General features: G+C 41.5%; 19 protein-coding genes. 4 read left to right on the top strand and 15 right to left on the bottom strand.

Annotation, left to right across the window (positions count from 1 at the left end; all coding sequences use genetic code 11):
* Positions 1-54 precede the first annotated feature (54 nt).
* Together TY16_RS05650 and TY16_RS05645 are read left to right on the top strand one after the other, a co-directional pair.
* Positions 55-1908, top strand: a complete 1854-nt coding sequence (locus TY16_RS05650; protein WP_043930820.1) for a sensor histidine kinase — start codon at positions 55-57, stop codon at positions 1906-1908.
* Entirely contained in the window at positions 1886-2629 is a 744-nt protein-coding gene (locus TY16_RS05645; protein WP_043930819.1) for a response regulator transcription factor, read from the top strand. Before TY16_RS05650 ends, TY16_RS05645 begins: the two co-directional genes overlap by 23 nt.
* A gap of 369 nt (positions 2630-2998) precedes the next feature.
* Here TY16_RS05645 and TY16_RS05640 read toward each other — a convergent pair whose 3' ends face one another.
* The 5 genes from TY16_RS05640 to TY16_RS05620 form a co-directional block, all read right to left on the bottom strand.
* Positions 2999-3715, bottom strand: a complete 717-nt coding sequence (locus TY16_RS05640; RefSeq protein WP_043930817.1) for a GntR family transcriptional regulator — start codon at positions 3713-3715, stop codon at positions 2999-3001.
* A 199-nt stretch (positions 3716-3914) separates the two neighbouring features.
* Complete coding sequence (locus tag TY16_RS05635; protein ID WP_043930815.1) at positions 3915-5675, bottom strand: glycoside hydrolase family 3 protein; 1761 nt, start codon at positions 5673-5675, stop codon at positions 3915-3917.
* A 221-nt stretch (positions 5676-5896) separates the two neighbouring features.
* Positions 5897-7267: an MFS transporter gene (locus TY16_RS05630; RefSeq protein ID WP_043930814.1), complete on the bottom strand. Its 1371-nt coding sequence runs from the start codon at positions 7265-7267 to the stop codon at positions 5897-5899.
* 460 nt (positions 7268-7727) lie between these two features.
* Positions 7728-9101, bottom strand: coding sequence for an MATE family efflux transporter (locus tag TY16_RS05625; RefSeq protein WP_043930813.1), 1374 nt, complete (start codon positions 9099-9101; stop codon positions 7728-7730).
* Positions 9102-9426: 325 nt separating this feature from the next.
* Positions 9427-11148, bottom strand: a complete 1722-nt coding sequence (locus TY16_RS05620; protein ID WP_043930812.1) for an ABC transporter ATP-binding protein — start codon at positions 11146-11148, stop codon at positions 9427-9429.
* Between the two features lie 200 nt (positions 11149-11348).
* On the opposite strand from TY16_RS05620, the gene TY16_RS05615 reads away from it, so the two are divergent.
* Positions 11349-11873 carry a phosphatase PAP2 family protein gene (locus tag TY16_RS05615; RefSeq protein WP_043930810.1) on the top strand — a complete coding sequence of 175 codons (525 nt, stop codon included), beginning with the start codon at positions 11349-11351 and terminating at the stop codon, positions 11871-11873.
* Between the two features lie 183 nt (positions 11874-12056).
* Here the strand turns inward: TY16_RS05615 and TY16_RS05610 are convergent, their stop codons facing one another.
* The 3 genes from TY16_RS05610 to TY16_RS05600 all read right to left on the bottom strand — a co-directional run bounded on the left by TY16_RS05610 (position 12057) and on the right by TY16_RS05600 (position 14264).
* Positions 12057-12428 (bottom strand): DoxX family protein, encoded by a 372-nt coding sequence (locus TY16_RS05610; protein ID WP_043930809.1) that lies wholly within the window; start codon positions 12426-12428, stop codon positions 12057-12059.
* Between the two features lie 120 nt (positions 12429-12548).
* A complete protein-coding gene (gene mgrA / locus TY16_RS05605; protein ID WP_043930808.1) occupies positions 12549-13538 on the bottom strand; it encodes an L-glyceraldehyde 3-phosphate reductase in 990 nt (329 codons plus the stop codon).
* Positions 13539-13676: 138 nt separating this feature from the next.
* A complete protein-coding gene (locus TY16_RS05600; RefSeq protein ID WP_043930807.1) occupies positions 13677-14264 on the bottom strand; it encodes a vWA domain-containing protein in 588 nt (195 codons plus the stop codon).
* 94 nt (positions 14265-14358) lie between these two features.
* Between TY16_RS05600 and TY16_RS05595 the strand changes: the two genes are divergently transcribed.
* Positions 14359-14880 carry a hypothetical protein gene (locus tag TY16_RS05595; RefSeq protein ID WP_043930806.1) on the top strand — a complete coding sequence of 174 codons (522 nt, stop codon included), beginning with the start codon at positions 14359-14361 and terminating at the stop codon, positions 14878-14880.
* 389 nt (positions 14881-15269) lie between these two features.
* Here TY16_RS05595 and TY16_RS05590 read toward each other — a convergent pair whose 3' ends face one another.
* The 7 genes from TY16_RS05590 to TY16_RS05560 form a co-directional block, all read right to left on the bottom strand.
* Complete coding sequence (locus tag TY16_RS05590) at positions 15270-16865, bottom strand: extracellular solute-binding protein (RefSeq protein ID WP_043930805.1); 1596 nt, start codon at positions 16863-16865, stop codon at positions 15270-15272.
* 70 nt (positions 16866-16935) lie between these two features.
* Complete coding sequence (locus tag TY16_RS05585; protein WP_043930804.1) at positions 16936-17808, bottom strand: carbohydrate ABC transporter permease; 873 nt, start codon at positions 17806-17808, stop codon at positions 16936-16938.
* A 20-nt stretch (positions 17809-17828) separates the two neighbouring features.
* Positions 17829-18764 (bottom strand): ABC transporter permease, encoded by a 936-nt coding sequence (locus tag TY16_RS05580; protein WP_043934529.1) that lies wholly within the window; start codon positions 18762-18764, stop codon positions 17829-17831.
* A 180-nt stretch (positions 18765-18944) separates the two neighbouring features.
* Positions 18945-19571, bottom strand: coding sequence for a YesL family protein (locus TY16_RS05575; RefSeq protein WP_043930802.1), 627 nt, complete (start codon positions 19569-19571; stop codon positions 18945-18947).
* Between the two features lie 87 nt (positions 19572-19658).
* Positions 19659-21956: a heparinase II/III domain-containing protein gene (locus TY16_RS05570; RefSeq protein ID WP_155922153.1), complete on the bottom strand. Its 2298-nt coding sequence runs from the start codon at positions 21954-21956 to the stop codon at positions 19659-19661.
* 86 nt (positions 21957-22042) lie between these two features.
* A complete protein-coding gene (locus tag TY16_RS05565; protein WP_043930801.1) occupies positions 22043-23467 on the bottom strand; it encodes an extracellular solute-binding protein in 1425 nt (474 codons plus the stop codon).
* 80 nt (positions 23468-23547) lie between these two features.
* On the bottom strand, positions 23548-24633 hold the full coding sequence (locus TY16_RS05560; protein ID WP_052342609.1) for an alpha/beta hydrolase family protein: 1086 nt from the start codon (positions 24631-24633) through the stop codon (positions 23548-23550).
* Position 24634: the final 1 nt, after the last annotated feature.

Genomic DNA, 24634 nt, shown 5'->3' with positions numbered 1-24634 from the left:
TAAAATGAAGAACATAATCTTATGTATACTAGTATATAAGTGGATGGTGCTGCAATGAAGAAAAGTTGGAAGCATGTTCAAGAAATAGTCGAACGATACATTCTCCTAAAGAACCAGCCACTTATGATTAAGCTCGGTGTTTTTTCTACTATTCTAGTTATTTTACCTGTGCTCTCGGTCGGCATTGCCTCTTATAACAGCTCCGCCATACACCTGGAAGAGGAAACTAGACGTTCAAGCAGGCAAATCATTTATCAGGTTGAAATGCAAATTGAAAATTATATGCATGATTTTGAAATAGCGAGTTTGAAAATCATTAATTCTTCAGTCTTTATTCCTTATTTAAAAAGCACATCCATCTATAGAGGATATCTTGGATACTCAGCTGAACCTGTTCGGCATGTTCTCAAAGAGGCACAATACTCAAGAGCTGATATCACGAATATCACTGTGTATATGGATAATGGATTTGTTGTCGATACATTAAAAGACCGAAATTATTATCCGGTTACTAAGATGAAGGATGAATATTGGTTCCACTCTGTTCCTAACAACGGAATGGTATTGCTTGTTAGCCGGACCCTTAAACTTAAGGATCAGGAGATTCCTGTAATCTCGCTTATAAGGCGGCTTTATAATCCGGAAACCCTTAAGCCGGTTGGGATGCTTATTATTGATATTAACTTCAAAAGAATCAAGGAAATCTCTGATATGGTCACCGTAAGTAAAACTGGTACTTTCTTTATCCTGGATTCTAAAGGGCATTATGTTTATCATCCTGATTTTACAAAGCTGGGGAAAAGAATCGAATACGAGGAACTTCTATATGTAAATGGCAGCGGTTCCACCCTATTGGATAATGACCGGGAAGATTTTATAGCTTATTCCCACTCATCAAATCTTGGTTGGAGCTTCTTCACGGCCGTCCCCTACGATGAATTGACTGGCGGCAATAAAGAAATTGCTATGGTTATTACCACTACGATTTTAATAGCCCTCTTTTTTGCTTACACCATTGGGTTTCTTTTCTCAAAGCGGCTGGTCCGGCCCATCCGCAAACTTCAGCAATTTATGAAAGACGTGGAAATCGGTAATCTCAGCGGCAGTGTCGGTGTAGAATCAAATGATGAAATTGGCCAACTGACCCATGGCTTTAATAAGACAGTATCGAAATTATCCAAGTTGCTTGATGAGGTTTATGTATCGAAGCTTCGGGAAGCCGAGCTTTCCCTTAAGCAAAAGGAAATAGAAATTAAAATGCTTCAGTCCCAAATGAATCCTCACTTTCTCTACAATTCTTTAGAAACCATCAGGGGAATGGCACTTGAGGAGGACAAGGAAAACATTGCAAGAATGTCCTTGCTTTTAGGAAAATTGCTTCGTTATAATTTGCGAAACAATTCTGCTACTGTCACACTTGGTGAAGAAATCAGGTTTTGTGAGATGTTCCTGCAAATTCAGAAGGTTCGTTTTGAGGATAGATTTGAATATGAGGTTACCATTCCAAAGTGGGCAGTTGACCTTCAGGTCATAAAGTTTTCCCTGCAGCCACTCGTTGAAAATTGTTTTGTCCATAGTTTCGGAGAAGATGTCGGAAAAATTAAAATTCAACTATCAGTAATCCGAGTAAATGATTTTTCTTTTGCAATAAAAATTAGTGATACTGGAGCAGGTATCCATAAAGAAAAGCTTGAAAAGCTGACTGCAAAGATTAAGCAAAATCTGCCTTCCCTCGATGGGAATCACATTGGCATCATCAATGTACATCAACGGATTCAATATATTTTTGGATCCCAATATGGTATTAAGATTGACAGTGCCAAGGGGAATGGTACCCAGGTAACCATTCATCTGCCCATGCAAAAACAGAGCGAGGGGGATTTGCTTGAAAAAAGTATTGTTGGTTGATGATGAGCGCTATGTTCGGAAAACGTTAGCCTGGACGATAACCAAGCTGAATCTGCCTTTGAAAATTGTCCATGAATGCACCAACGGACTTGAAGCCCTAGACTGGTTGAAAGAGCATGATGCCGATTTAATCATGACAGATATCCGAATGCCCGTCATGGACGGTTTAACCTTAATCAAGGCACTGCGGGGCCAAAATGCAGATGTGGATATTATCGTTATTAGCGTGCATGATGAATTTCAGTTTGTGCAACAGGCACTAAGGTCCGGAGTCGTGGATTATCTTCAGAAACCCATTGAGGAAACGGAGCTTCGCGAATGCCTGAAGGGATGGCTTGATAGGCAGTTACAGCAAACTGTTGAAAAAGAACCATTGATAAAATTGGATCCTGAGCTTCCTTCCTCAACAATTGAACAAGTTATGGACTATATAAAAAGAACACCGCTGGGAGAGATTTCTTTAAAGGATGCGGCCAGAAATGTCCATATGAACCCAAGTTATCTCAGCCAATTATTCAAACAACAGACTCACAAGAAATTTGTTGACTATATAACTGAACTGAAAATTGAGGAAGGAAAACGGCTATTGAAGCAAACGTCGCTAAGGATGTCCGAGATTGCCGAGCGCCTCGGTTACCAGGATTTAGCCTATTTTAGCAATACATTTAAAAAAATTACTGGAAGAGCGCCTTCTGACTTCCGGAAGAGTAATGAAACTTAGTCGTCGGATATTTTTTCTTGTTGGCTCAGCGAGGTTACGCGTGTAAAAATGTGGACAGCCCAATAAATTTTTATTGGGCTGTTTTAATATTTAATTTCAAACAGGTTACCGCACGGCTGCTGAAGTAGCGAGACTGTTTAATACAAGCTCACTTACTTTATAGGCGCTAGAGAATGAGAGTTCGGATAATTGGCCTTCACCTTCACACCAGTCTCCACAGAAAAATAGGTTTCGGATAGGCATGAAGTAAATCGGCATCCCTTTTTGGGTCATATTGCACTTAATTTCCTGCACAACTGCTCTTTGGAATATCCTTGGTACGAAATTGATATATTGGTTCTCAGTATATATAAAAAACCGGAACTCCTTTTATAGGAATACCGGTCTTGATGTTGGCAGTTCAAAGTAGTTCAAATAAGGGCTATTATCCCTGAACAAATCTTCCCAAAGAGGCATTGGTTCCAGTATGTGTCGTCTGGCAATTTCCTCTACAGATTCACATTCCTTATTTTCAATAATCTCCACAATTCTTTCATGCTGGGCAATAGCATCATCAAAATTATGCTGCATCTCGGATAATAGCCTTATTCTATTATAATGAGTGCTAATTCGGGTAATGGCAGCCCAGACATTTTCTTTCTGGTTTCCTTCAAAAATAGTTCTGTGAAATTCTTTATCCAGTCTATGAAACTCCCTCTCGGACCCTTTCTGTCCAACCAATTCCTTTTGAAGCGCTACATTCTTTTTCAAATCAAAAAGGTTCGGGATGGGAAAGGATTCACAAGAAAGCTTAAGAATTTCCCGTTCCAAAGTAAATCTCATAAAGGATGCTTCCATTATTAGCTGAGGCTTGATTTTAGAAATATACGTTCCTACTTGCGGAAATACCTCGACCAAATGTTCCTCACGAAGTTTTGCTAGCACTTCCCTGATAGGAGTTCTTGAAATCTGAAGAGCTTCAGCCAATTCTATTTCGCTAATTGACTTCCCTGGTTCAAGCTCGAGTGACATAATGGAATCCTTAATTACTCGGTATGAATATTCCTTAATATTTTCACCAGGCAGCCTAGGTGATAGTGTAACCATGCATTTTTGCACTCCCCATTTTATATACCATTGCTATAACCAATGATAGCATTCTCCCGTAAATCAAACAATAAGTTACCTAAATATCTTGTCTTTCTGTTAAAAAACCAATATTCAATCGTATTTCTTATAAAAAAGGACCATTCACCCAACCAGTTGAGGAATGATCCTTAAATATAATTACCTAGAACAAAACTTATTAAATCCTTGTATCAATAAAACCGCAGAATGCATCTACTGGGCTTTCACCTTTGAACTCGGATTTGCCCATCAGCTTATCTACTAGTACTTCTAGTGTTTGCTTTCTGCTGTCATACGTATTGATGTATGTTTTAACTTGTGGAACATCTGCCAAATGGTAAGGGTATTGAACAGATACAAAGATAGTCGGCAATTCATGTACATAGAATGGAATATCCGGAGTACCTTTACTTGCCGGCCATACGATTCTTTGTACGGTTCCTGGATTAACGTTTGCAATATTGATAACAAGGTCATAGTTATCTGTCAACTCGGTAATAGGACGCTTCTGAGCATAAACATTGGCGATCGCTGCTCCTCTTTCTTCTTCAGGAAGCTTCATGATTCTCTCTTCTGTCGATTCCCAAACTGTTACTTCGAAGCCTTGTGATTCGAGCAATTCCTTCATGATATCGACAGCTTTTTCTTTGCTTCCGATTAACGCGCCGAATCCGCCTGCTACACCTTTTACATCTACCAATAGTACACGCTTGTATTTTTCAGGAGTAACTGGCCAGATATCCTGCTTGTCTTTTACCAAAGTGATGGCTCTGTCAGCTACTTCCTTGAACAATGCTTTGTTTTCTGGAAGGCCAATTTTAGCAAGAGCTTCTTCTTTTGGAGGAAGAATTTCGGTTTTAGCAGTCTTATGAAGTCCGAGCTTAGCTTTCAAGCCAAGAATACGAGTTAGTGCTTCTTCAAGACGCTCGTCGGTAAGGATGCCATTTTTGTATCCGTCCATCATGTAACCAAAGTCTTCATCTGGATCATTGAAGAACAAGAACAGGTCACAGCCAGCAGCAATGGAAGTAGGAAGCAGTTCGCTCCTCTTCATTGCACCTGTCAGGCCAAGCATGTGGCTCGCATCTGTTACCACAACACCGTTAAAGCCTAATTTTCCTCGCAGCAAGTCAGTTGTAATTTCTTTCGAAAGAGTAGCTGGCATTAGCTCTTCATCTTTAATATCAGGGTTAAAGTGTCTCTCATAGGATGGCAGGTGGATATGTCCAGCCATGATGGATGGAAGGCCTGCATCGATCAAACCTTTGTAAACTTTACCGAAAGTATTATCCCACTCTTCAGTTGAAAGGCTATTTACGCTGAAAGATAGATGCTGGTCCCGCTCGTCAATACCGTCTCCAGGCCAGTGTTTTGCAGCAGGAGCGATTCCGCTTTCCTGAATACCCTTCATGTAAGCAAGGCTCATTTCTAGAACCTTATCTGGATCAGAGGAAAAAGAACGAGTAGAAATGATAGGGTTGCGCCAGTTATAGTTAATGTCTACGATTGGTGCGAAACTCCAGTTACAGCCAATTGCTGATGCCTCTACACCAGAAACACGGCCCATTTCATAAGCCCATTTAGGATCATTCGTTGCAGCAATTTTAACTTCCACGCCGACTTCGGTGCCATCTGTACAAGCACCGTTCCCGCCTGCTTCAGTGTTTGCAGCAATCAGCAAAGGAATTTTACTTTTTTCTTGAAGAATCCTGTTCTGCTCGTATACTTCCTCTGCTTTTCCAGGGTTATAACGAACAGCCCCAATATGATAGTTGTTAACCATTTCAGTCAAGTATTCTTCTGTACGGCTTGAACCCATGTTTACGAATAGCTGTCCAATTTTCTCTTCTAGAGTCATGGATCCAATGGTTTCTTTAACCCATTTAATGTCCTCATCAGTGAGGTTATAAGGTACTGATTTTAAATCTACCTTTGTCAATGTTGTCCACTCCTTTACAAATTAACGTTCAAATAAGATTGCTCAAAATAGGTTTTCCGGCCACTCGGACCACTATACCATTTAGGCATCTCTTTTGAACTGTCCTATCTATTGTATAGGCTTTCATTTGTATACTAGCATACATGTATAATTTTTAACAAGCCATTACTATTATGAAAGAAGATAGTTACACAATGGCAACTATCTTCCTATTATGACTATTATTTCCCTGCGCGCTTTGCAGCTAGATCTTCAGCCAATTGAAGAGTGCGCTTTTTATTCAATGGATATAGGAATACCATGATTAGGAATACAGCTATGAATGTAAGTGCAGGAACTAAGGTAGCAAGAGTATGAATTCCTGAAAGAGTTTCAGCTGATTGTTCACCAAGCTTCGCATTATAGCCAACTGCTGCAATTGCAGCACCACCAACACCACCTGCTACAGCCTGGCCAATTTTGCGTGCCATGGAATAGATAGAGTAAACTGTAGCATCTTCACGAAGGCCAGTTAAATATTCATGATAGTCGATAACGTCAGTAACGAAAGCCCAAACAACAAGGTTGAAGACACCGTAACCAAGCATAGCAACTGTCAGGATGGCAATAAACGTCGTTGCTGTAACGTTTGGAAGCAAATACAGAATAAAGTATACAACAGCTGCTACCAATAAGCCGCCAGAAGCAACTTCTTTTTTACCAAATTTCTTAACGAGCGGACCAACAAATGGCATAGCAACAAATACTGCCAATGATTGAAGAAGTCCAACTATACTTAAGGCTTTAGCATTTTCGAAGTAATTCTTAAACAAGTAGACGTTTACAGTACCAATAAGCATAAATACAATCATGAATGTTAAAGCGGCTACAAGGAACACCATTAGCGGCTTGTTTTTCACAAGTCCTTTCATGGTTTTGTTCATGTTTGTTTTTGGTTTTGACGTTTCGTCCATAACAATACGTTCTGTTGACATGTAGTAACAAGCAAGGTAGCAAGCAATTGCAAGGCCTCCAAAAATTAGCGCACCTAATAGGAAACGATCCGCATCAGCCTTATTGTTAACAAATAGAATCATTGGTCCAACTACGTTGATAACTAAACCAGCCATTTGAGCACCAGCGGTTCTCCAGCTTGATAATGCAGTACGCTCAACAGGATCAGCTGTAATAACAGAAGCCATTGAACCATAAGGGATGTTAACAGTTGAATACAATGTTCCCCAAACGATATAGGTTACATAAGCATAAGCAAGATAAAAACCATCAGATTGTCCAGGAATGGTTACGAACATAAGGACACCGGAAACAACGAGGGGAACTGACATCCTTAAAATCCAAGGCTTGAATTTCCCGTTTTTAGTTGCTTTCCTCGTATCAATGAAGCGGCCCCATGCTACGTCAGCAAAGGCATCCCACAAACGCGCAATCGTGAATAGCAACCCGACTGCTGCTGGATTCAAACCAAAAACATCTGTATAAAATACCATTAAGAATGCTGCTACAAGAATAAAGAAGAAATCATTCCCGAAATCACCAAACAAATAACCTAATTTGTCTCTCATGCCGAATGGGCGAACTTTTTTATCACTCATGTTTCTCACCTCAAAATAAGAATGTGTTCTATAAAAGTGCTTTTTGAATCCTGTGAAGCTTAAATAGAAATGAAGAATTAGTATTGCAGTATACCCTTTTTAAACACCTAAGGTTAATTTCTCTATTAGTTATTAGTTAACCCGGCTGCAATCATTCTTTAAATTGCTAGTAGAATTTCGGGTATTAGAAATTCCCCCCTCACTTGTTATACTAGTATACTAGCATCCCTTGTATACGTTTGCAAGAAAAAAGTGAAACCGGTAACAATTTGTTCAAAATTTTATTTTTTATTATTTCCATCTTTCTATTTTTCTTGCATTTTAGTGTTTTTCACTATCTAAGTTATAGAAAACTATTCCTATCTGCTTGTTACTGTTGATAGAATAGGCATTTTAGAAGGTTTTTCTCCCAGGATGCTCAATTTTAGCTGCTATAAAAAAAAACCACTTTTCAGTGGTTTCACGTGTTAACAGTTTGTATGGAATGATCAACAAAGCTTTTCTTTTCCCAGACCCGGCTTTTCCATCTAAAGTACATGATGATTCCCCGGAACCATTCATCAAATATAAATGCGATCCAAATGCCTGAGAGGCCGAGGCCCATTGTAATTCCCAGGAAGTAACCTAATGGAACGCTTATTGCCCACATTGACAGGAAAGCCATTTTAACAGGGAAGTTGACATCCCCAGCCGCCCTGAGTGCACTGATAATTACCATATTAAATGTTCGCCCTGGCTCCAGGATAAGGCAAAGCAGCAAAAGCTTAGCTCCTTCCTGGATAATAGCATTATTGTCAGTAAAAATGCCTAAAAGCGGTTCCCTTATCAAAACAATCGGAATAACCGAGACAATCGTCAACATCAGGCTCAGCCTAAGACTTTTCAAAAGGCGTCGATATGCACCGTCAAAATCCCCAGCACCAACTTTATAGCCAATCAGAATTTGCGTCCCCTGCCCCAGAGACATGCCAAACAGCATCATGAAGGACATAATATTCCATGTATATACCCTGGTTGTGAGTGCCATCGCGCCAATAAGGGCAATAATTGCAGTCATTGCCATTTGGCTTGTATTATACATAAGGTTTTCACCAGCAGACGGGATGCCAATCCTAAGGATTTTTTTAATATAGGAGAGATTGAAGCTGGTATAATCCTTCTGTCTAATTTTGAAAGGCAGGCGTTTATACATAATCCAAAAGATAAGCCCTACAGCAATCAATCGGCTAAGTGCAGTTGAAATGGCAACACCCTGGATACCAAGCTGAGGGATCCCGAACAAGCCATAAATGAACAAGCTGTTTCCTATAAGATGGATAATGTTCATTAAAACAGAAATAAACATAGCTTCTTTTGTAAAACCATTCGCACGTAGAATTGAGGACACTGTTACGAGCAAAGCCTGGGAAAACAGAGTTGCACCGACAATCAGCAAATATTGTTCTGCAAGCACATGGATTTCCGGAGTAAGCTGAAATAGACTTAAAAATTGATCCCTGAATAAGACAACCAATGAACTGACAACAAGCCCAAAAATGAGGTTCAAGGAAATAGAAACACCAGAGATACTCCTGGCCTCCTTGATGAGCCCTGCCCCCAGATTTTGCGAGATGAGCACTGTCGTCCCAGTCGCCACGAACTGGAATACCAGAATAGCAAAGAAAACCAGCTGATTCGCGACACCAACAGCCGCAACTGCTTCATCCGAAACATAAGCAAGCATAAAGGTATCGGTGCTGCCCATTAAAATATATAAAAATGATTCTATGAATATCGGCCATGTTAAGGTAAATAGGCCAGGCTCGATAAAGGCCTTTTTCTGTGCTGCCTGCATTACATTTCCCCTTCTTTCAACACGCAGCTTAGCGCATTTATTAGATAAGGCGAATCCTCCTTCAGCAGGATTTTTCACTGATGATTAGTCCCGCAAAGCCCATTGTTTTACATAGAGCTAAAGCCCGAAGAACAATCACAATTAATTCAATCGGACCTTCAAGTTGAAAACATACAAACCTATATTACTCTTTTTCAAAAAGATGTCTATAGGCAATTTTCAATAAAGAAACAGTGTATGCGCCTTGTTGACAAAATATCAGGCCTGCGCCGTAAATAACGTAGAAAGTGTCAGGAGCTTCAATAAATCCTGACACTTTCATTCATTAAGTAATTGTTTCAAATTGTACCTTATGGAGGTTGGCAAAAATGCCACCCCGCTCAATCAGTTCTGTATGAGTACCTTCTTCGGCAATTCCGTCTTCTGTGACGACGATAATTCGATCTGCATTGCGGATTGTTGCCAGCCTGTGGGCAATGACAAGAGTCGTACGATCCTTCGCCAATTCATTCAGTGCCCTTTGGATAATCCGCTCTGTTTCTGTATCAAGGGCGGAAGTGGCTTCATCAAGAATGAGGATTGGCGGGTTTTTCAAAAACATCCTTGCGATGGCAATCCGCTGTTTCTGGCCGCCTGATAACTTCAAGCCGCGCTCACCGATTTGGGTTTCATAGCCTTCGGGGAGACCCGCAATAAAATCTTTTAGATGCGCCCTGCGTGCAGCTTCCTCAATATCATCCTGGGTTGAATCCAATGAACCGTAGGCAATATTCTCGCGAAGCGTCCCGGTAAACAGAAAGACGTCTTGTTGAACGATACCGATTTGGGAACGCAAAGACTTTTTAGTCATATTGCGGATATCAATTCCATCTATTGTGATACAACCGCCGTTGACGTCATAAAAGCGTGGTATTAATGAACATATAGTTGTTTTACCTGCTCCAGAAGGACCAACGAAGGCAATCGTCTCACCATGGCGAATCTGAAGGTCAATTCCCTTTAATACCGGTTTATTGTCATCATAGCTGAAGGTCACATTGGTAAAGTCTATATTTCCATTTAGGCTGCTGACTTCAATTGCATCCTCGACATCAATTACATCGGGAGTCTGATCGATCAGCTCGGTAAACCGTTTGAAACCAGCCATTCCTTTAGGATAAAGCTCGAGAATGGCACTAATCTTGTCAATTGGTTTGAACAGAACATTTACATATAAGACAAACCCAACCAGTTCTCCATAGGTCATCGTACCAGTAAAGCTAAGCCACGCTCCATAAACAAGAACAATCAAGACCATAATCCTGGTTGAAAAATACATGCCCGCAAGGCTAAACGACATAACTTTGTAGCCAGTTAATTTAGCGAGGCGGAATTTCCGGTTATTTTTCTTGAATCTTTCAATCTCAAAATCTTCATTCGTAAACGACTGAACGACGCGAATTCCAGCGACACTATCCTCGACCCGGGCATTAACATCCGCAATGTTGCTGTACATGTTTTTCCATGCCGCATTCATCCTCTTGTTTGAATAATACATCAGCCAGATGAGGAACGGTACAATCATCATGATGACAAGGGCCAGTTTTACATTAATGGTAAGCATTATCCAGAATGCGCCAACGAAGGTCATCGCCGCAATAAATAAATCCTCGGGACCATGATGGGCCAGCTCGCCAAGATCAAACAAGTCATTTGTTATTCTGCTCATGATATGACCTGTCTTTGTGTTATCAAAAAAGCGGAAGGATTGTCTTTGGACATGCTGAAAAAGCTCCTGCCTCATATCCGTTTCAATATTGATACCAAGCTTATGGCCCCAGTAGTTGACGATATATTGAAGGCAAGTGCTTAAAACATATAAAAGCAATAGCCCGATGCTAACACCGACAATGGCATTCCAGTTTTGACCCGGCAGCAGTTTATCAATGAACCATTGGACTGCCATCGGAAATGCAAGCTCAAGCAATGCGACAATCACTGCACATGTGAAATCAATAATGAATAACCGCTTATGCGGTTTGTAGTATGTAAAAAAACGATGAATCATCCTGAGTTATCCCCCTTTGTCTTACCGATTATAGTCCACCGTTGGCAGATTTTACAATACTTAAATAGGGGATTTGGTCAGGGTCATACTCTTTTACTTCTATATAATAAACTTTTACAATCTTTTAACCTCTAGTTAAAAAGTAAAGAGTATTAGTCCTCTATAATGAAGGAAACTGAGATTATGGAGGGTTGATCAGTATGACAAAATTCATTCAGACCTGTTACGACTTTGAGTGTCAGCTTTTCTATAGCATCAATCGCCATTTCGAGCATAAAATCATGAGTAAATGGATTGGATTGATTACCCATTTTGGCGGCGCTACTTTTACAATCGGAACCGTACTATTTCTCCTGTTTTTTACAACAGGCAAAGCTGCTACTGCAGCTACAGCCTGCGCATGGGCACTTGCATTAAGCCATCTGCCCGTTTATATAATCAAGAAACTCTTCCCCCGCAAACGCCCTTACCTGGCACTTGAAAGAGCGTTAATACCTGAAAACCCTTTAAAGGATCATTCGTTTCCATCCGGACACACGACTGCAGTCTTCTCGGTTGTAACACCGCTATCCATCCAGTTTCCTGTCCTTTCACTTTTTCTTATCCCTTTGGCATTTTTAGTTGGACTATCAAGGGTTTTTCTTGGTCTCCATTATCCTTCGGACGTACTGGCTGGAGCCTTGCTTGGAGTTGCTACGGGAGCCATTTGTTTATCACTTTTATAAAAACAAAAGCGCAAGTGAATCGATGTTGACTTATCGTAACGAGGGGAACGAAGTACACTAGGCGATAGGTGCTGGAGCTAGACGTAGAAAAACCCGATATAATAGCAACTATTGTTGCGAAAAGCTATATTTGTGTATGCATGAAGCAAAAAGGAACGGGAAGCCGTTCCTTTTGTCGTGAAATTAAAATCCCGGAAAATTGGATAAGTCTGACCAGCGGATGTATAAAAGAACAAATGCTAACACCCCAAGAACAAGGATTGTTACGGTTTGCTTAAAAGGGTCCTTTGCCCTTAAGTGGGTCACGACTCCACCAATCCCAGTTATTCCGAGGAGGAGTGCACCTGCTGCAGCCCAGCTTGGATGCCAATAGCCAACAATTAACGCCAAAGCACTCGCCACTTCAACCAGCCCAGTTACAACCCTGAACCATTGCGGCAGGCGCCAATGCGTAAAGTTATCGACATGCATTTTGGATCCTGTAATCTTCCCTGAACCAGCCATTAAGAACATGGCAGCCAACAGTCCTTGCAGCACGTACGCTAAAATTTCCATTTGCCTCGCCTCCTAATAAATATATATGCGGTGCAAATAGGAAATTTCCATGAACAAAAGCTTTTAATTGAAGCCTATAAAAAAAATGCATAACCCTTTTTAAAAATTGCTTTTGTAACCTTATTTTAATATGCTCTCTATTCTATGCAGCTCTTCCGGGCTGAACTTTAGGTTTTGCAATGCCTTCACATTTTCCTCCAGCTGACTTACCTTACTGGCTCCAATCAATGCCGAAGTTATTTTTCCATCCCACAGCACCCACGCTAAAGCCATCTGGGCAAGTGATTGGCCTCGTTCTGATGCAAGTTCGTTTAAACTCCTTACCTTTTCCAGCTTTTCCTCTGTAACATCGCTTTCCTGTAAGAAGCTCTTTGGTTTCATGGCCCTGGAATCAGAAGGAATCCCATTTAAGTACCGGTTTGTCAGCAAACCTTGTGCAAGGGGAACGAATGCAATCGACCCGACACCTTCTTCCTGCAGCAAGTCTGTAAGTCCGCCCTCAATCCAGCGGTCAAACATGGAGTAGGATGGCTGATGAATTAAAAGTGGAGTTCCAAGTTCCTTAAGAATGGAAATTGCTTTCCTCGCTTCTTCGGCACGATAGTTTGAGATTCCAACATATAGCGCCTTCCCCTGCCTGACAACATGGTCAAGTGCCATCATCGTTTCCTCAAGCGGGGTTTCAGGGTCTGGGCGATGATGATAGAAAATATCGACATAGTCCAAGCCAATTCTTTTCAGGCTTTGGTCTAGACTTGAAACGAGGTACTTTCTCGAACCCCAGTCGCCATAAGGGCCTTGCCACATCGTATAGCCGGCTTTTGTTGAAATAATCATTTCATCCCTATAAGAAGCAAAATCCTTTTTTAATATCTGCCCGAAGTTCTCTTCAGCGGATCCTGGGGGAGGTCCATAGTTGTTTGCAAGATCGAAATGGGTGATTCCAAGATCAAAAGCTTTACGTATCAAAGACCGCCCGTTTTCAAAAACATCCATGCCGCCGAAATTATGCCAAAGACCCAATGAAATTGCTGGCAGCTTCACCCCTGAGCGCCCGCAGCGGTTATAAACCATTGAATCATATCGCTGTTCACTTGCTTGATAGACCATATATCTTACCTCCCTGATTAAAAACCCCTTATAAATTAACCATACTCTAACTTACACAATCGGGCATGCTCAGGGAAAGAATTTATTAGGTCTATAGAAATCAACAACCCGGGCCTTAAAGCCACGGGCTGGAATTGCTTATTCCTTTATACGAGCCTCGGAAACAGCATAAAAGACTTCGTTGTACATCTTTTCCACGCCAGCTTCGGATGCTTCAAACGTATAGGCATTTTCCTTTTGAATGCCAAGGTTATCGGCTTCTTTTGTGACGTCGATATTGGCACCCATAAAAATGAACTCCCAGTTGTATTTCTTCTGCTGATGATTGATCAGTTCCTTTACCTTTTTATAGGTAAATTCACGGCTTGCGTTTTCAAAGCCGTCTGTCGTAATCACAAAAATAACCTTTCCGGGCCGCTGTTCATCCGGGGTTCCCGCAAGCCTGCTGCCTACATCCAATATTGTTTTTCCTACTGCATCCAAAAGGGCTGTGGTTCCTCTGACATAATACTCATTGTGTGTCAGGATAGCGTTTTGTGCTTGAATCCCATTCCAAAGGACCTCATAACTGTCATCAAAGAGCACCGTCGTTAAACGCGTTTCTCCTTCGAGACTGCCCTGCCGTTTGATAAATGAATTGAAGCCTCCGATTGTATTGCTCTCTAGCCCGGCCATTGAGCCGCTTCGGTCCAATAAAAAAATGATTTCGGTTAAATTCTTGTTCACTATCCATCATCCTCCTTTTTGCTTCTGATATAATAGTAAACTGAATAATCGATTATATGGTCGCTTGAGAGGCGACAATTGGAGGACTTGGCGGATGCTTACTCAATCTCTTTTGCAGGAACTGCAGGAATACCTGCTTGAACATCAACAAATCAGAATGTTCGACGATTCTAGTAGTTCGAAGGAATCTTATGAGAGTGAACGGGTTCTTCAAAACATCTCTCCGCTCGAAATTGAAGATTTCATCAAGGGCAACCGTAAGAAGTCGTTAAGAGAAGTCCTTTTTTCTTTTATTGATGAAAAAGGATTGGCAGATTCCGAGATTTATAAAAAGGCCCTCATTGATCGCCGCCATTTCTCGAAAATCCGTTCCAACTTAAATTACAGGCCTAAAAAGAATACTGTGATCGCACTTGCACTCGCACTTGAACTAAATGAAGATGAAATTGAAGAGCTATTAAGTTCCGCTGGTTACTCCCTATCAGATAGCGATACTTCTGACCTGATTGTAAGATATTTCATTGAACACCATATATACGACATCCACCAAATCAATGAAGCTCTCGAATACTTCAGTGCAAAACCGCTAAGCGGCAGAGTTTCTCAGGCAGATTAAAAAAGCGGGCTTTGGCCCGCTTTTCCTGTTATATGGCTAGTGATTCTATGAGTATACTAGAGAAAACTACCAGGAGGCTTATCCACATAGCCACAAAGTGCCGGTTGTAGCGCATAGTACTTCTAATACTCAGAGGAGTTGTACTTTTTACCGCCAACAATAATTTAGAAACTAGCTTACTCGCAGGAAGGGAAGTTTATGTTTTTAGCTGTCAGGTTGGCGGTTAAAGCCTTTTTCCTGAAATAGTGGGGGCATAACTACAGTTGTTACGAATAACATTAGAAACTTAAGACATTAAAAGTTAAACCGGAAAACCCGGCAGATATGATTAATCTGCCGGGCTTCTAACCTTGAATTATTGGAGCTCTTCCTTAAGCATACTCAAGCTCCTACTCCCATTTATGCTCTTTATAGCCCTTCTCTTTGATTCCTTTGTTTACTTCATCAATAATAGCTTTGCCACCACGCTGCATGTATTCGTCCACAAGTTTATCCCAGTCTGATACCGGTCTTTGGCCTGCAATCATTTTCGCTTGTTCGTTCATGATGAACTGCTTTAGGTCGGCACCCTTTTCTTGACTCGTGTTCGAAATAACTCCATGGGACGGATTAATATACATATTATGAGACTCATAGATTTCCTGCAGGGAGGTAACCAGTGCCTTCATTTCAGGAGTTTTGTAATCATCGGCATATACCACGTTTGCATCTGAAGGAACATGTTCCCTGTTATCCAGGAAATATGTAGATGGTGCCAGCCCTTCAGAAGAGAAAGTTTCAACACGGACTGCTGCATTGCCTTCCATGTTGTAACCAGTGCCTGCTTTCCCCCACATCCAATCGAAATCAGCGTTATCCGGTGTTTTTTGGTCCAGCGGGAAAAATTTCTTTCCGAAATCCACCATTTCTAGAGCCCTATAGGCTTTTCCTTCGTCGTCACCAAGCTTTGCATTCAGTGCCAATATACCTGAATAGCCAGATCCCATTGTAAAGCCCTGTGAGTTATCTGGTGCTTTAAATGGCGGCAGGGCAACGAACTCGGCATCAGGTTGAATTTTCTTTAATCCAGTCAAGTAATCTTCACTCATCCCGGATACGCCAGCAACAAAAATACCAGCTTTTCCAGAGTAAAATTCATTATTGGTATCGGCCCAGTTCAGTACAGCAAAATCTTTCGTCATGGCCCCATCCTTATACAGATTGGCAAAGAATTGGATCACTTCTTTACGGCCGTCCGAAATAATTCCGGGGATGAAGTTCCCGTCCTTATCTTGATGGTACCATGCGTCAGCATCCCAATAGGCCCCCATATTGTAGTTCGGGTTAATTCCTTCTCCAATTGCAAGGCCATACGTATCATTTTTGCCGTTTTTATCCGGATCATTTTTCGTGAAAGCTACCGCAACGTCCTCAAGCTCCTTATAGCTTGTAGGAACCTTCAATCCAAGGTTATCGAGCCAATCCTTTCGGATGATTGGTGTTAACGGGTAAGGGTTTGAATAACGAGGGATTCCATAAACCTTACCATTTACTTTAAAAGAATCATAAACATGATCAGGAATTTTCCCAAGAGTATCATAGTGTTTCAGGTAGTCATCAAGCGGCAGAAAAGCCCCTTCCTGAGCCCATTGGTAAAACCTTGGGTCATCAGCGGTAAAGCCGATTAGATCCGGCATGCTGCCAGAAGCAACAACTGCGGAGGATTTTTCTGCATAGTCTGCCTGCGGGATAATTTCCGGCTTGTAATCTACATTAAAACGTTCATTAATCATATCAAGGCCCGGGCTTGTTGCTGGAGGCGGATCACCGAAACGCCATGTCATACCAGTTATCGTATATTTCTCGCTATGATCAAACGGGTCAATAGCGGTTTCCTTATCATCTTTTTTGTCACTCTCGCCCTTTGTTTCATCCGAGCTGCAAGCAATTGCCGTAAAGCTGAGACCTAGAATTAACAAGCCAGATAAAAGATCCTTTTTTCTCAAATTAACCCCTCCGGTTCATATTTTCAATGGGTAATAACATTTTTAGACTAGTGGCATCTCACATAGAAAATCAGCCTTTTACAGATCCCAGCATCACCCCTTTTGCAAAATGTTTTTGAAGAAACGGATACACAATTAAAATTGGAACGGTAGCTAAAAGAATTGCTGCCATTTGAACCGTTTCAGGCGGCGGCAAGGATTCCATCATTTCATGGCCGCCAAGAGCGGCATTGGGTTCGTTAACTATAACAATTTGTCTGAGGATAACCTGGATGGGCCACATTGCCGGATCACTCAAGTACAATACTCCGGTAAAGTAGCTATTCCAGTGGCTGACTGCGTAAAAGAGACCAAAGGCTGCAATTGCAGGCTTGGACAATGGCAATATGATTTTAGCAAATATTTGCAAATCATTTGCCCCATCAATGACTGCAGCTTCTGTCAGCTCTTCAGGAATTCCCATAAAAAACTGTCTCATGATAATTAAATTGTATGGACTGATTGCTACAGGGATTATCAAGGCCCACCAAGTATTAAGCAGACCAGTTTCCTTTACAATCATGTAGGTTGGAATCATACCGGCAGAAAATAACATTGTAAAAAGAACCAGGAAGAGGAGAATCCGTTGCCCAGATATCTTTCGGGTCAAAGCATAAGCCATTGTTGATGTAAAAAACAAGTTTACAAATGTTCCCACTACTGTAATATAAATCGTTACAAAGATAGAACGGATGAATTGATCGGAGCCAAGAATATATGTATAGGCATCCGTTACCCATTCCTTTGGCCATAGAAAAAAGTCATTCTCCAGGAAATCGCTCAAAGTTGAAAATGAGACTGCAAATATATAGAGAAAAGGTAATACCATAGCTGCGGCAATAATGAGAAGTAAAATATTGTTTGCACCGTCAAAGATTTTTTCACCCGTTGTTCCTTTATACAAGCAACTCCCTCCATTTCATATCAATATAGGCCTTCTTCCCCGAACCGCTTGGCAAGCCTGTTAGCGAGTACTACCAAAATCAATCCAATAACTCCCTTGAATAAACCAACGGCTGTGGCAAAACTATAATTAGCCTGTTGAATCCCCTTAAAATACACAAATGTATCAAGGACATTGCCAGATTCCATATTGAAGGGGTTGAGCATCAAAAAGATTTGTTCAAACCCGCTGTCCATCACGGTTCCCAGACGCAAGATTAATAGAATGATAATCGTGCTCTTCAATGCAGGGAGAGTGATATGCCATATTTGCCTCCAGCGGTTCGCGCCATCCATCACCGCTGCTTCATACAGGTGAGGGCTTATACCAGAAAGGGCTGCAAGGAAAATGATAGTTCCCCAGCCCGATTCCTTCCAAATAATCTGTAATACTATTAAAGGTTTAAACCAGGCAGGGTCAGTTAAGAAGGGAAGCGCTTCCATTTTAAATGCATCATTCAAAAAATTGTTGACAATCCCTTCACTTCTTAAAAAGATGACGGTAATACCTACTACGACTACCCATGATAGAAAATGTGGCATATAGACAATGGACTGAAGGAATCTTTTGTATACCTGGCTTCTTAATTCGTTTAGCATTAGGGCAAGCAAAATGGAAATTGGAAAGGCGAATATGATTTGGAGCAATGAAATTTGTAAGGTGTTCCATACTACCCGGATGACCTCGGGATCTTCAAAAATAAGTTTAAAATATTTCATGCCCACCCAAGGGCTGTCTGCAAAGCCGCGAAACGGGCTGTAGTCTTTAAATGCCAGTAAAAGGCCGGCCATTGGAATATAGCGATAAATCAAGAAAAACAAAACTCCTGGGAGAAGCAGCAAGATCAAGTATCGGTCGCGCCATAGTTTGTTTTTAAGTTTGCTCAATTTGGTGTCACGCTGTGGTTTATTTTGAATGACTAGGGAAGGATTTTGTTCTGAGCTTTTCTTTACCTCCAATATCCAACTCCCCTTTCCTATGTATTTATCAATTGCCATCGTCTCTTTAATACATGTATACGACATGTATTTATAATGAAACAATAATACAAATTTTATGAAAATTCAATGCTTATTTTATGAATCATGTGATTTTTTCTACTCCCAGGCTTTTTTATCTAGAAGTTCAAAGAGACGACATGAGAGAAACATTAAGGGAAGGGCAATTAAGCTCCCCCCAAAAAAAGGAAGCAGCCCGGGGATTTTCATCAGTAAATAATAAGGGAAGTAAAATCCCAGAGCCATAAAAACAGAATATAATGGATTGGATACGGTGATTAGAACCGTGTTCCTTATGTATTGAAGAATAGTTAATTTAAACTGGACATAAACAGGAAAAGCAAAAAGAAGAGCTGCAAGATAGACTGCGCCAAGTAAAAAAAAGAAATAGGCAAGAATGGTTGACCATAAAGCGGGAATTCCCCGGAAGAATTGAAGGTCTACATACAGGATTCCTCCAATGATGACCCACGAATACCCATATACGTTCGATTTTAAAAATTCTCTGCGGTATTCCTCCTTGAAATGTGAAAACAAAGGTACGTCAAGATTTCCCTCTATATGCCATTTTCGAATCACTGAAAACATGGCAACAGTGGAAGGGAAAAAGCCAACAATCCCTGCTCCCAGGGCAATTCCCGCCAGCCATACGATATTAAGGTAAGCCAGCTTCATTCCCCAATTTCCGAAGCGGTATAAACTTCCCTTCCATCCTGTAAATTCCATCCTCCTGCACCCTTTCCACACATCCACCTCAAATAGGACACTTGAAAATATAATCCTATTTTACTCAGAGTTTTCCAATATGCCAGATTACCTAATTATCTCAATTTCACTTCTACCCTCAGGCAAATCAAGCACTAGCTCCCCTGTTTCCGGAAGGAAAACAAACTGGTTTGCTTCGGCTACAGCACCATTGATGATTACCCTTGAAGGTTCGCTGATAAGAAAAGAAACCTTTGTCCGCTGCTTTGCTTCCACCGTTCCCGTTGCTCCCGCTTCATGGAAATGGACGGATACACAAACAATTCCGCTGGCGTGAAAAACAGCAGTTTTATTCACTAGTAATTGGTTGCCATTTATCAAGGTGTATTTTAAAGGTTCAGCATCTCCTTGCCTGAGTGAAACCCATCCCTGTTCACCCATTAACTCTACTATTTTATCTCTGGATGATTGATAAGCAGTAGACCGGTCCTCATTGGTCAACATGTAATCGATAAGCGACTGGGACGCATCTTCCACCTTCAATTCGAACATTGCACCTGAATGGATGACACGGCAGGTTAATCGGTTTCCGTCAGCACCATGAACATCCTCTGGCTGAATCAAAACAACCTGATAGTCAACTTCATTGGAACCATTCACTGACACTTCAAGGCAGGATCCATACCTCTCAGCTCCCGGATACTGGCTGATAGTTTTAGCGGTATCTGGCGGATAGCATATGGTTAGCGCCACTGCTGCCTGCTCCCCAATAAACCGTATCGTGTTTTCTGATGTCTCATCCCGTGGATGTAATTCCTTCCCCCCAGCCTGAATGGCTGCTGGGGTATGGTACAGGAAGGAAAGTCTGCTATCCTTCTTTTTCTTAACGGCCCTATCAACAATGAGAAAATATCGCCTATCCAGGTGGATTATTTTCCGTTCCCACTGCATAATTCCTTTATCATAAGCATCGCCTGCTTCCCCGATGACACAAGAGAAGTCCTTGGAAGTAAACCACTCTGTTAAATTGCCTCCGCCTCTTTGTATCTGGCCTCTGCCGTCAACAAGCATACTGTTATGGCCAATCGTTCCCAGGGTGAATTCCCTCCTCGGACCTTCCACGTAGTCCTGATAGCCAGGATTTGTAATAAGCCATTCACCTGCAGCATGCAGGATGAAGTTGTTCTGGTCATAATGGTTATGGTCCTTTGCAGACTGGCTCGACGAAAACGCAAGAAAATGGTCTCCTTGCTTCCATCCGCTTCTGAAAGCAGCCCAGCCAATAAGCGGGAATACCTTTGAAGGACGGCCCTTGTAGAAACTCTCAGGCTCAACCGGCGCCGGTACTTTTTTCAAATCTATTAATATATCGAATTTCGGTTCAAAGTATCGATGAATGTACCAGCTTGATAATCTGTTACCTGTGTTGGATGCAAGTACTGACATTAAATAATATAGATCAAGATCATAAAAGGAGTCCGAGAAATTGACAAAACCCGGCTTATTTCCCGTACCTAGCAAATAAATAAAAAGATCGGGAAGGTGTCGGAAATAGTCATGTTTGATAAGCTCGTCGTTTCCGGTTGACCGTTTCAAAATGTCAGCTGCCAGCAAAATATGTCGGGCAGCGACGTTCAAATATAACAAGCCCTCAATCTCGGGATCACTCAGCCGATTGTCCAGGTACCTGCTAATATACCCAAATGAATTTGTCAGAAATGGATTTATTTCATCATGGTTGCTGTCATCTAGAATCGCCAGCGAGCCAATCATCATCGCAACACGCTTTGATGCAATAATATTATGGCTATCAAAATTCAGAAAATCTATTTCGAGAGGCTTAAGTCCCCTTTGAAAAATCGTATGTTCAATTATTTGTTTTTCTTCGTTCGTAAGAGTAGTAAAGATAGCATCATACCCTATAGCCATACCTATTGTGAAATGGGCAATGCTTAAATTGCCTTCCGCTCCTCTGTCCCCGAATTCAAACCACTTCGCAAATTTTGTTATAGACAAAAGATATTCCTTAACCTTTAAGGCAAATCGCTCTTCCCCTGTCATTCCGTAAGCAAATGACAGAACCTTGATCCTCTCTTCGATTGCCCTGGAGTACATGGTCCAAAATGGAAAATCTATATAGCCAGGCGGGTCCCCAACAGGTTCAAGCTGAACAAGGGGCAGTGGGATGTCTAGTACCACATTGCAGCTGGGATAGTGAACAGAAAATTCCCGTTCACTGAAATATTCCTCAGCAAGAAGTTCCACACTGCTCCATATCTCGTCAAAACGGATGGTACTCCCTGTTCCATTGGCATTTAGGCGAGACTTAATTTCGGATATTTCTCCCTCATTGAACAAAACTCTTGGATGAGGCCTTACAGTTTCTATGAACCAATTCGTATCCATACATCCAACAAATCCTTTCTGAAGCAAAGAGTCGAGGGTCGGTTCCAGCAACAAGAAAAACCTTTTACTATTCGACCCTAGGCGCCTTAAGAGATGGCCATTTCCTGATTCAGAAGCATATCAATTCTTTTGCATGAATCCTCGGGCGTTTCCATATTGGCCCAAAGCAGGTGAAGTTCATTTTCAATAAGTTCCAGTTCCTTAATTGTTACATTTAATTCTCTCATTGTCACTGCATGGGGCATTATATCCTTAAACGCATTGTAGTGAGTGGGATGCACTCCAGGCTGAAGTAAATAATTATCTTCCGCTACAAATCGGAGGACAGGAATTGTACAGCCATTCTGTTTAAGCATCGCTTGGGCTTCAGTACTGATCATATAGCTTATCAGTGCCTGGGCAGCCTCCTTCATGGTGCTATTGGCATTCACTCCAAGCCCGCCGCCAAGGAGCAATGTGCCTTGTTTAGCGTTTTTAGGCGGCGGCAGGATATCCCATTTAATTTTATGATCTCTGAACTCGTTCATAAAATAATAGGTTGTAAGGATCATCCCGGCCCTTTCCCGCATGAATAGATTTTCGGCAAGGTCATTGCTGCCATGTGAAAATATTGGGGATACCTGATGCTTATACATTAGATCAACGCAATATTGGAGTGCTTCAATATTTTCCTTGCTGTTCATAACTGACTTTGAACGGTCATCAGTCATAAATCGTCCTTCATTTTGTAAAAGGAAGACAGGCCACCGATTCGATGATGCAGAAAAACAAAAGCCATATTGATCGATTAAATTGTTCCCGTCAAGGTCCCTAGTATTTTGGCGGGCAATTTCAAGCAGTTGATTCCATGTATCCATTGTAAAGTTTTCGGGAACACCTGCTTGGTCAAACATTTTTTTGTTATAGCAGATCATGACAGGTGAAAATACGAAAGGCGTAACGAGGACTTTGTTTTGATAGGTGAACATATCAAAGACCTTTTTATAGCTATCCTTTTCCGGATCAAAGTGATCAGGTAGAAAAGGTTCTATAATATCAAGCCGATCTGTTTCTACAAGCTGGCGAAAGTGGTAATCAGAAACAATAAAAACATCCGGGCCGTTATCTATATCAATAGATTTGGTTAAATTGTAGATATATTGACTATTTGGCATAACCTGCAAATCAACCTTTATAAAGGGATTCAGCTGTTCAAACCTCTCAATAATCTGCTCGATAATCTCTATTTCATATGAATCTGAAAACCAGCCGAGCGTGAGGGTTTGCTTTTGGGTATCATGGGGAATTGTTACCCGATTTCCCTTTCCCGGGATTTTTTCAATCAAGCCCTCCTCAACGAGCTGAGCCAGAGCTTTTCGGATTGAAACCCTGCTTAAGTCATATTCTTTGCTTAATGTATTTTCAGGAAGAATAAACTCGCCTGGTTTAATTAAACCAGAAATAATTTCTTCCTTTAATTCGTGGATAAATTTATTATATCGGTCTTCAAAATCACTTTTTCTTTTAAGCATATATACAGCTCCCATACAGCATGATAACCCTTATTTTAGTTGAGTTATATAGGTTTTGCAAAACCCTTTTCCTTGCCGCCTTAATCCTCATTCGCATACAGCCAGTGATCAAGGAAAGAATAAGCAAGCTCTCTAATTTCAGGAGGGAAATCATGGCCTGAATTACCGATTAATGAAACAAATTTTCCCTCTTCGCCTAGCCAGCTGTATAATGCAGCCAAATCAGCCAGCCCCTGGGCGGCCGGCTGCCAATGCGGGAAAATCTTGTCGCTCTGTCCCATCCAGAAAAATAGAGGAATTGGTGCGGCCAGAGCAGCAATTTCATTAAATTCATAGGGGACTTTTCCATTGTTAATATACTCGCTTATTCTTGGGATATGGGAAAACCAATCCCGCTTTCCCCATCTATGGGTTTCAGGATCACCGGCAAAAGTCGAGAAGCCGCAGCTGCAGACAGCAGCCTTAATCCTTGAATCTATCCCGGCCAGAAAATAAGCGTTATAACCGCCCAAGGAATGCCCAATCGCGCCTATTTTCTCTGAATTTACCAGATTTATAGTTTCTAGTAGAGAGATACCTTGCCTATGATCGGAAATCATCTTTGCAACAGCAGACCATTCGGGGTGCTGATTATAAAATGGCGCTGTATGGAACGGTTTCTCATTCGGGAGAATCCGTTCGCCTGCTGCAATCGTATCAGGGGCCAGCACAATATAGCCCCTTCTCACAAGCTCTAGTGCGTAGATGCGATTATCCCTTCCAGACGCGAGGGAGATATCATCCTTCCCAACCTCACTGGTCGGATGAAGGGCAAGTACAGCCGGATAAGCATTTCCACCAGTATTCCCACCATGAAACAACAAGTGCTTTATATCCTCTTCGGCCAACAACTTACGACTAGGTTCTCCTTCCACAGGGACTAGTATATTAGCTGGAACCCTGTCGGCATGAACGGAAGAATAACGGACTTTGATTAGCAAATGATCATCAAATATAACCCAGGAAACAATATCCACTTCAACTTCTACAAGTGGCGGGATTCCCCCGATGGACTCCAGCCATACGTTTAAAATCGATTCTCTTTTTCTCTTCCATTGATCAAGTGTGCTGACATTTTTGAGCAAGGGAGGAACTCCGGACGAGGCCATTTCTGCTAAGGAGTACAAA

The sequence above is a fragment of the Bacillus sp. EB01 genome (assembly GCF_000613125.1).
In the GTDB taxonomy this organism is placed as follows: domain Bacteria; phylum Bacillota; class Bacilli; order Bacillales; family Cytobacillaceae; genus Bacillus_D.
This window is presented reverse-complemented; position numbering and strand designations above follow the sequence as displayed.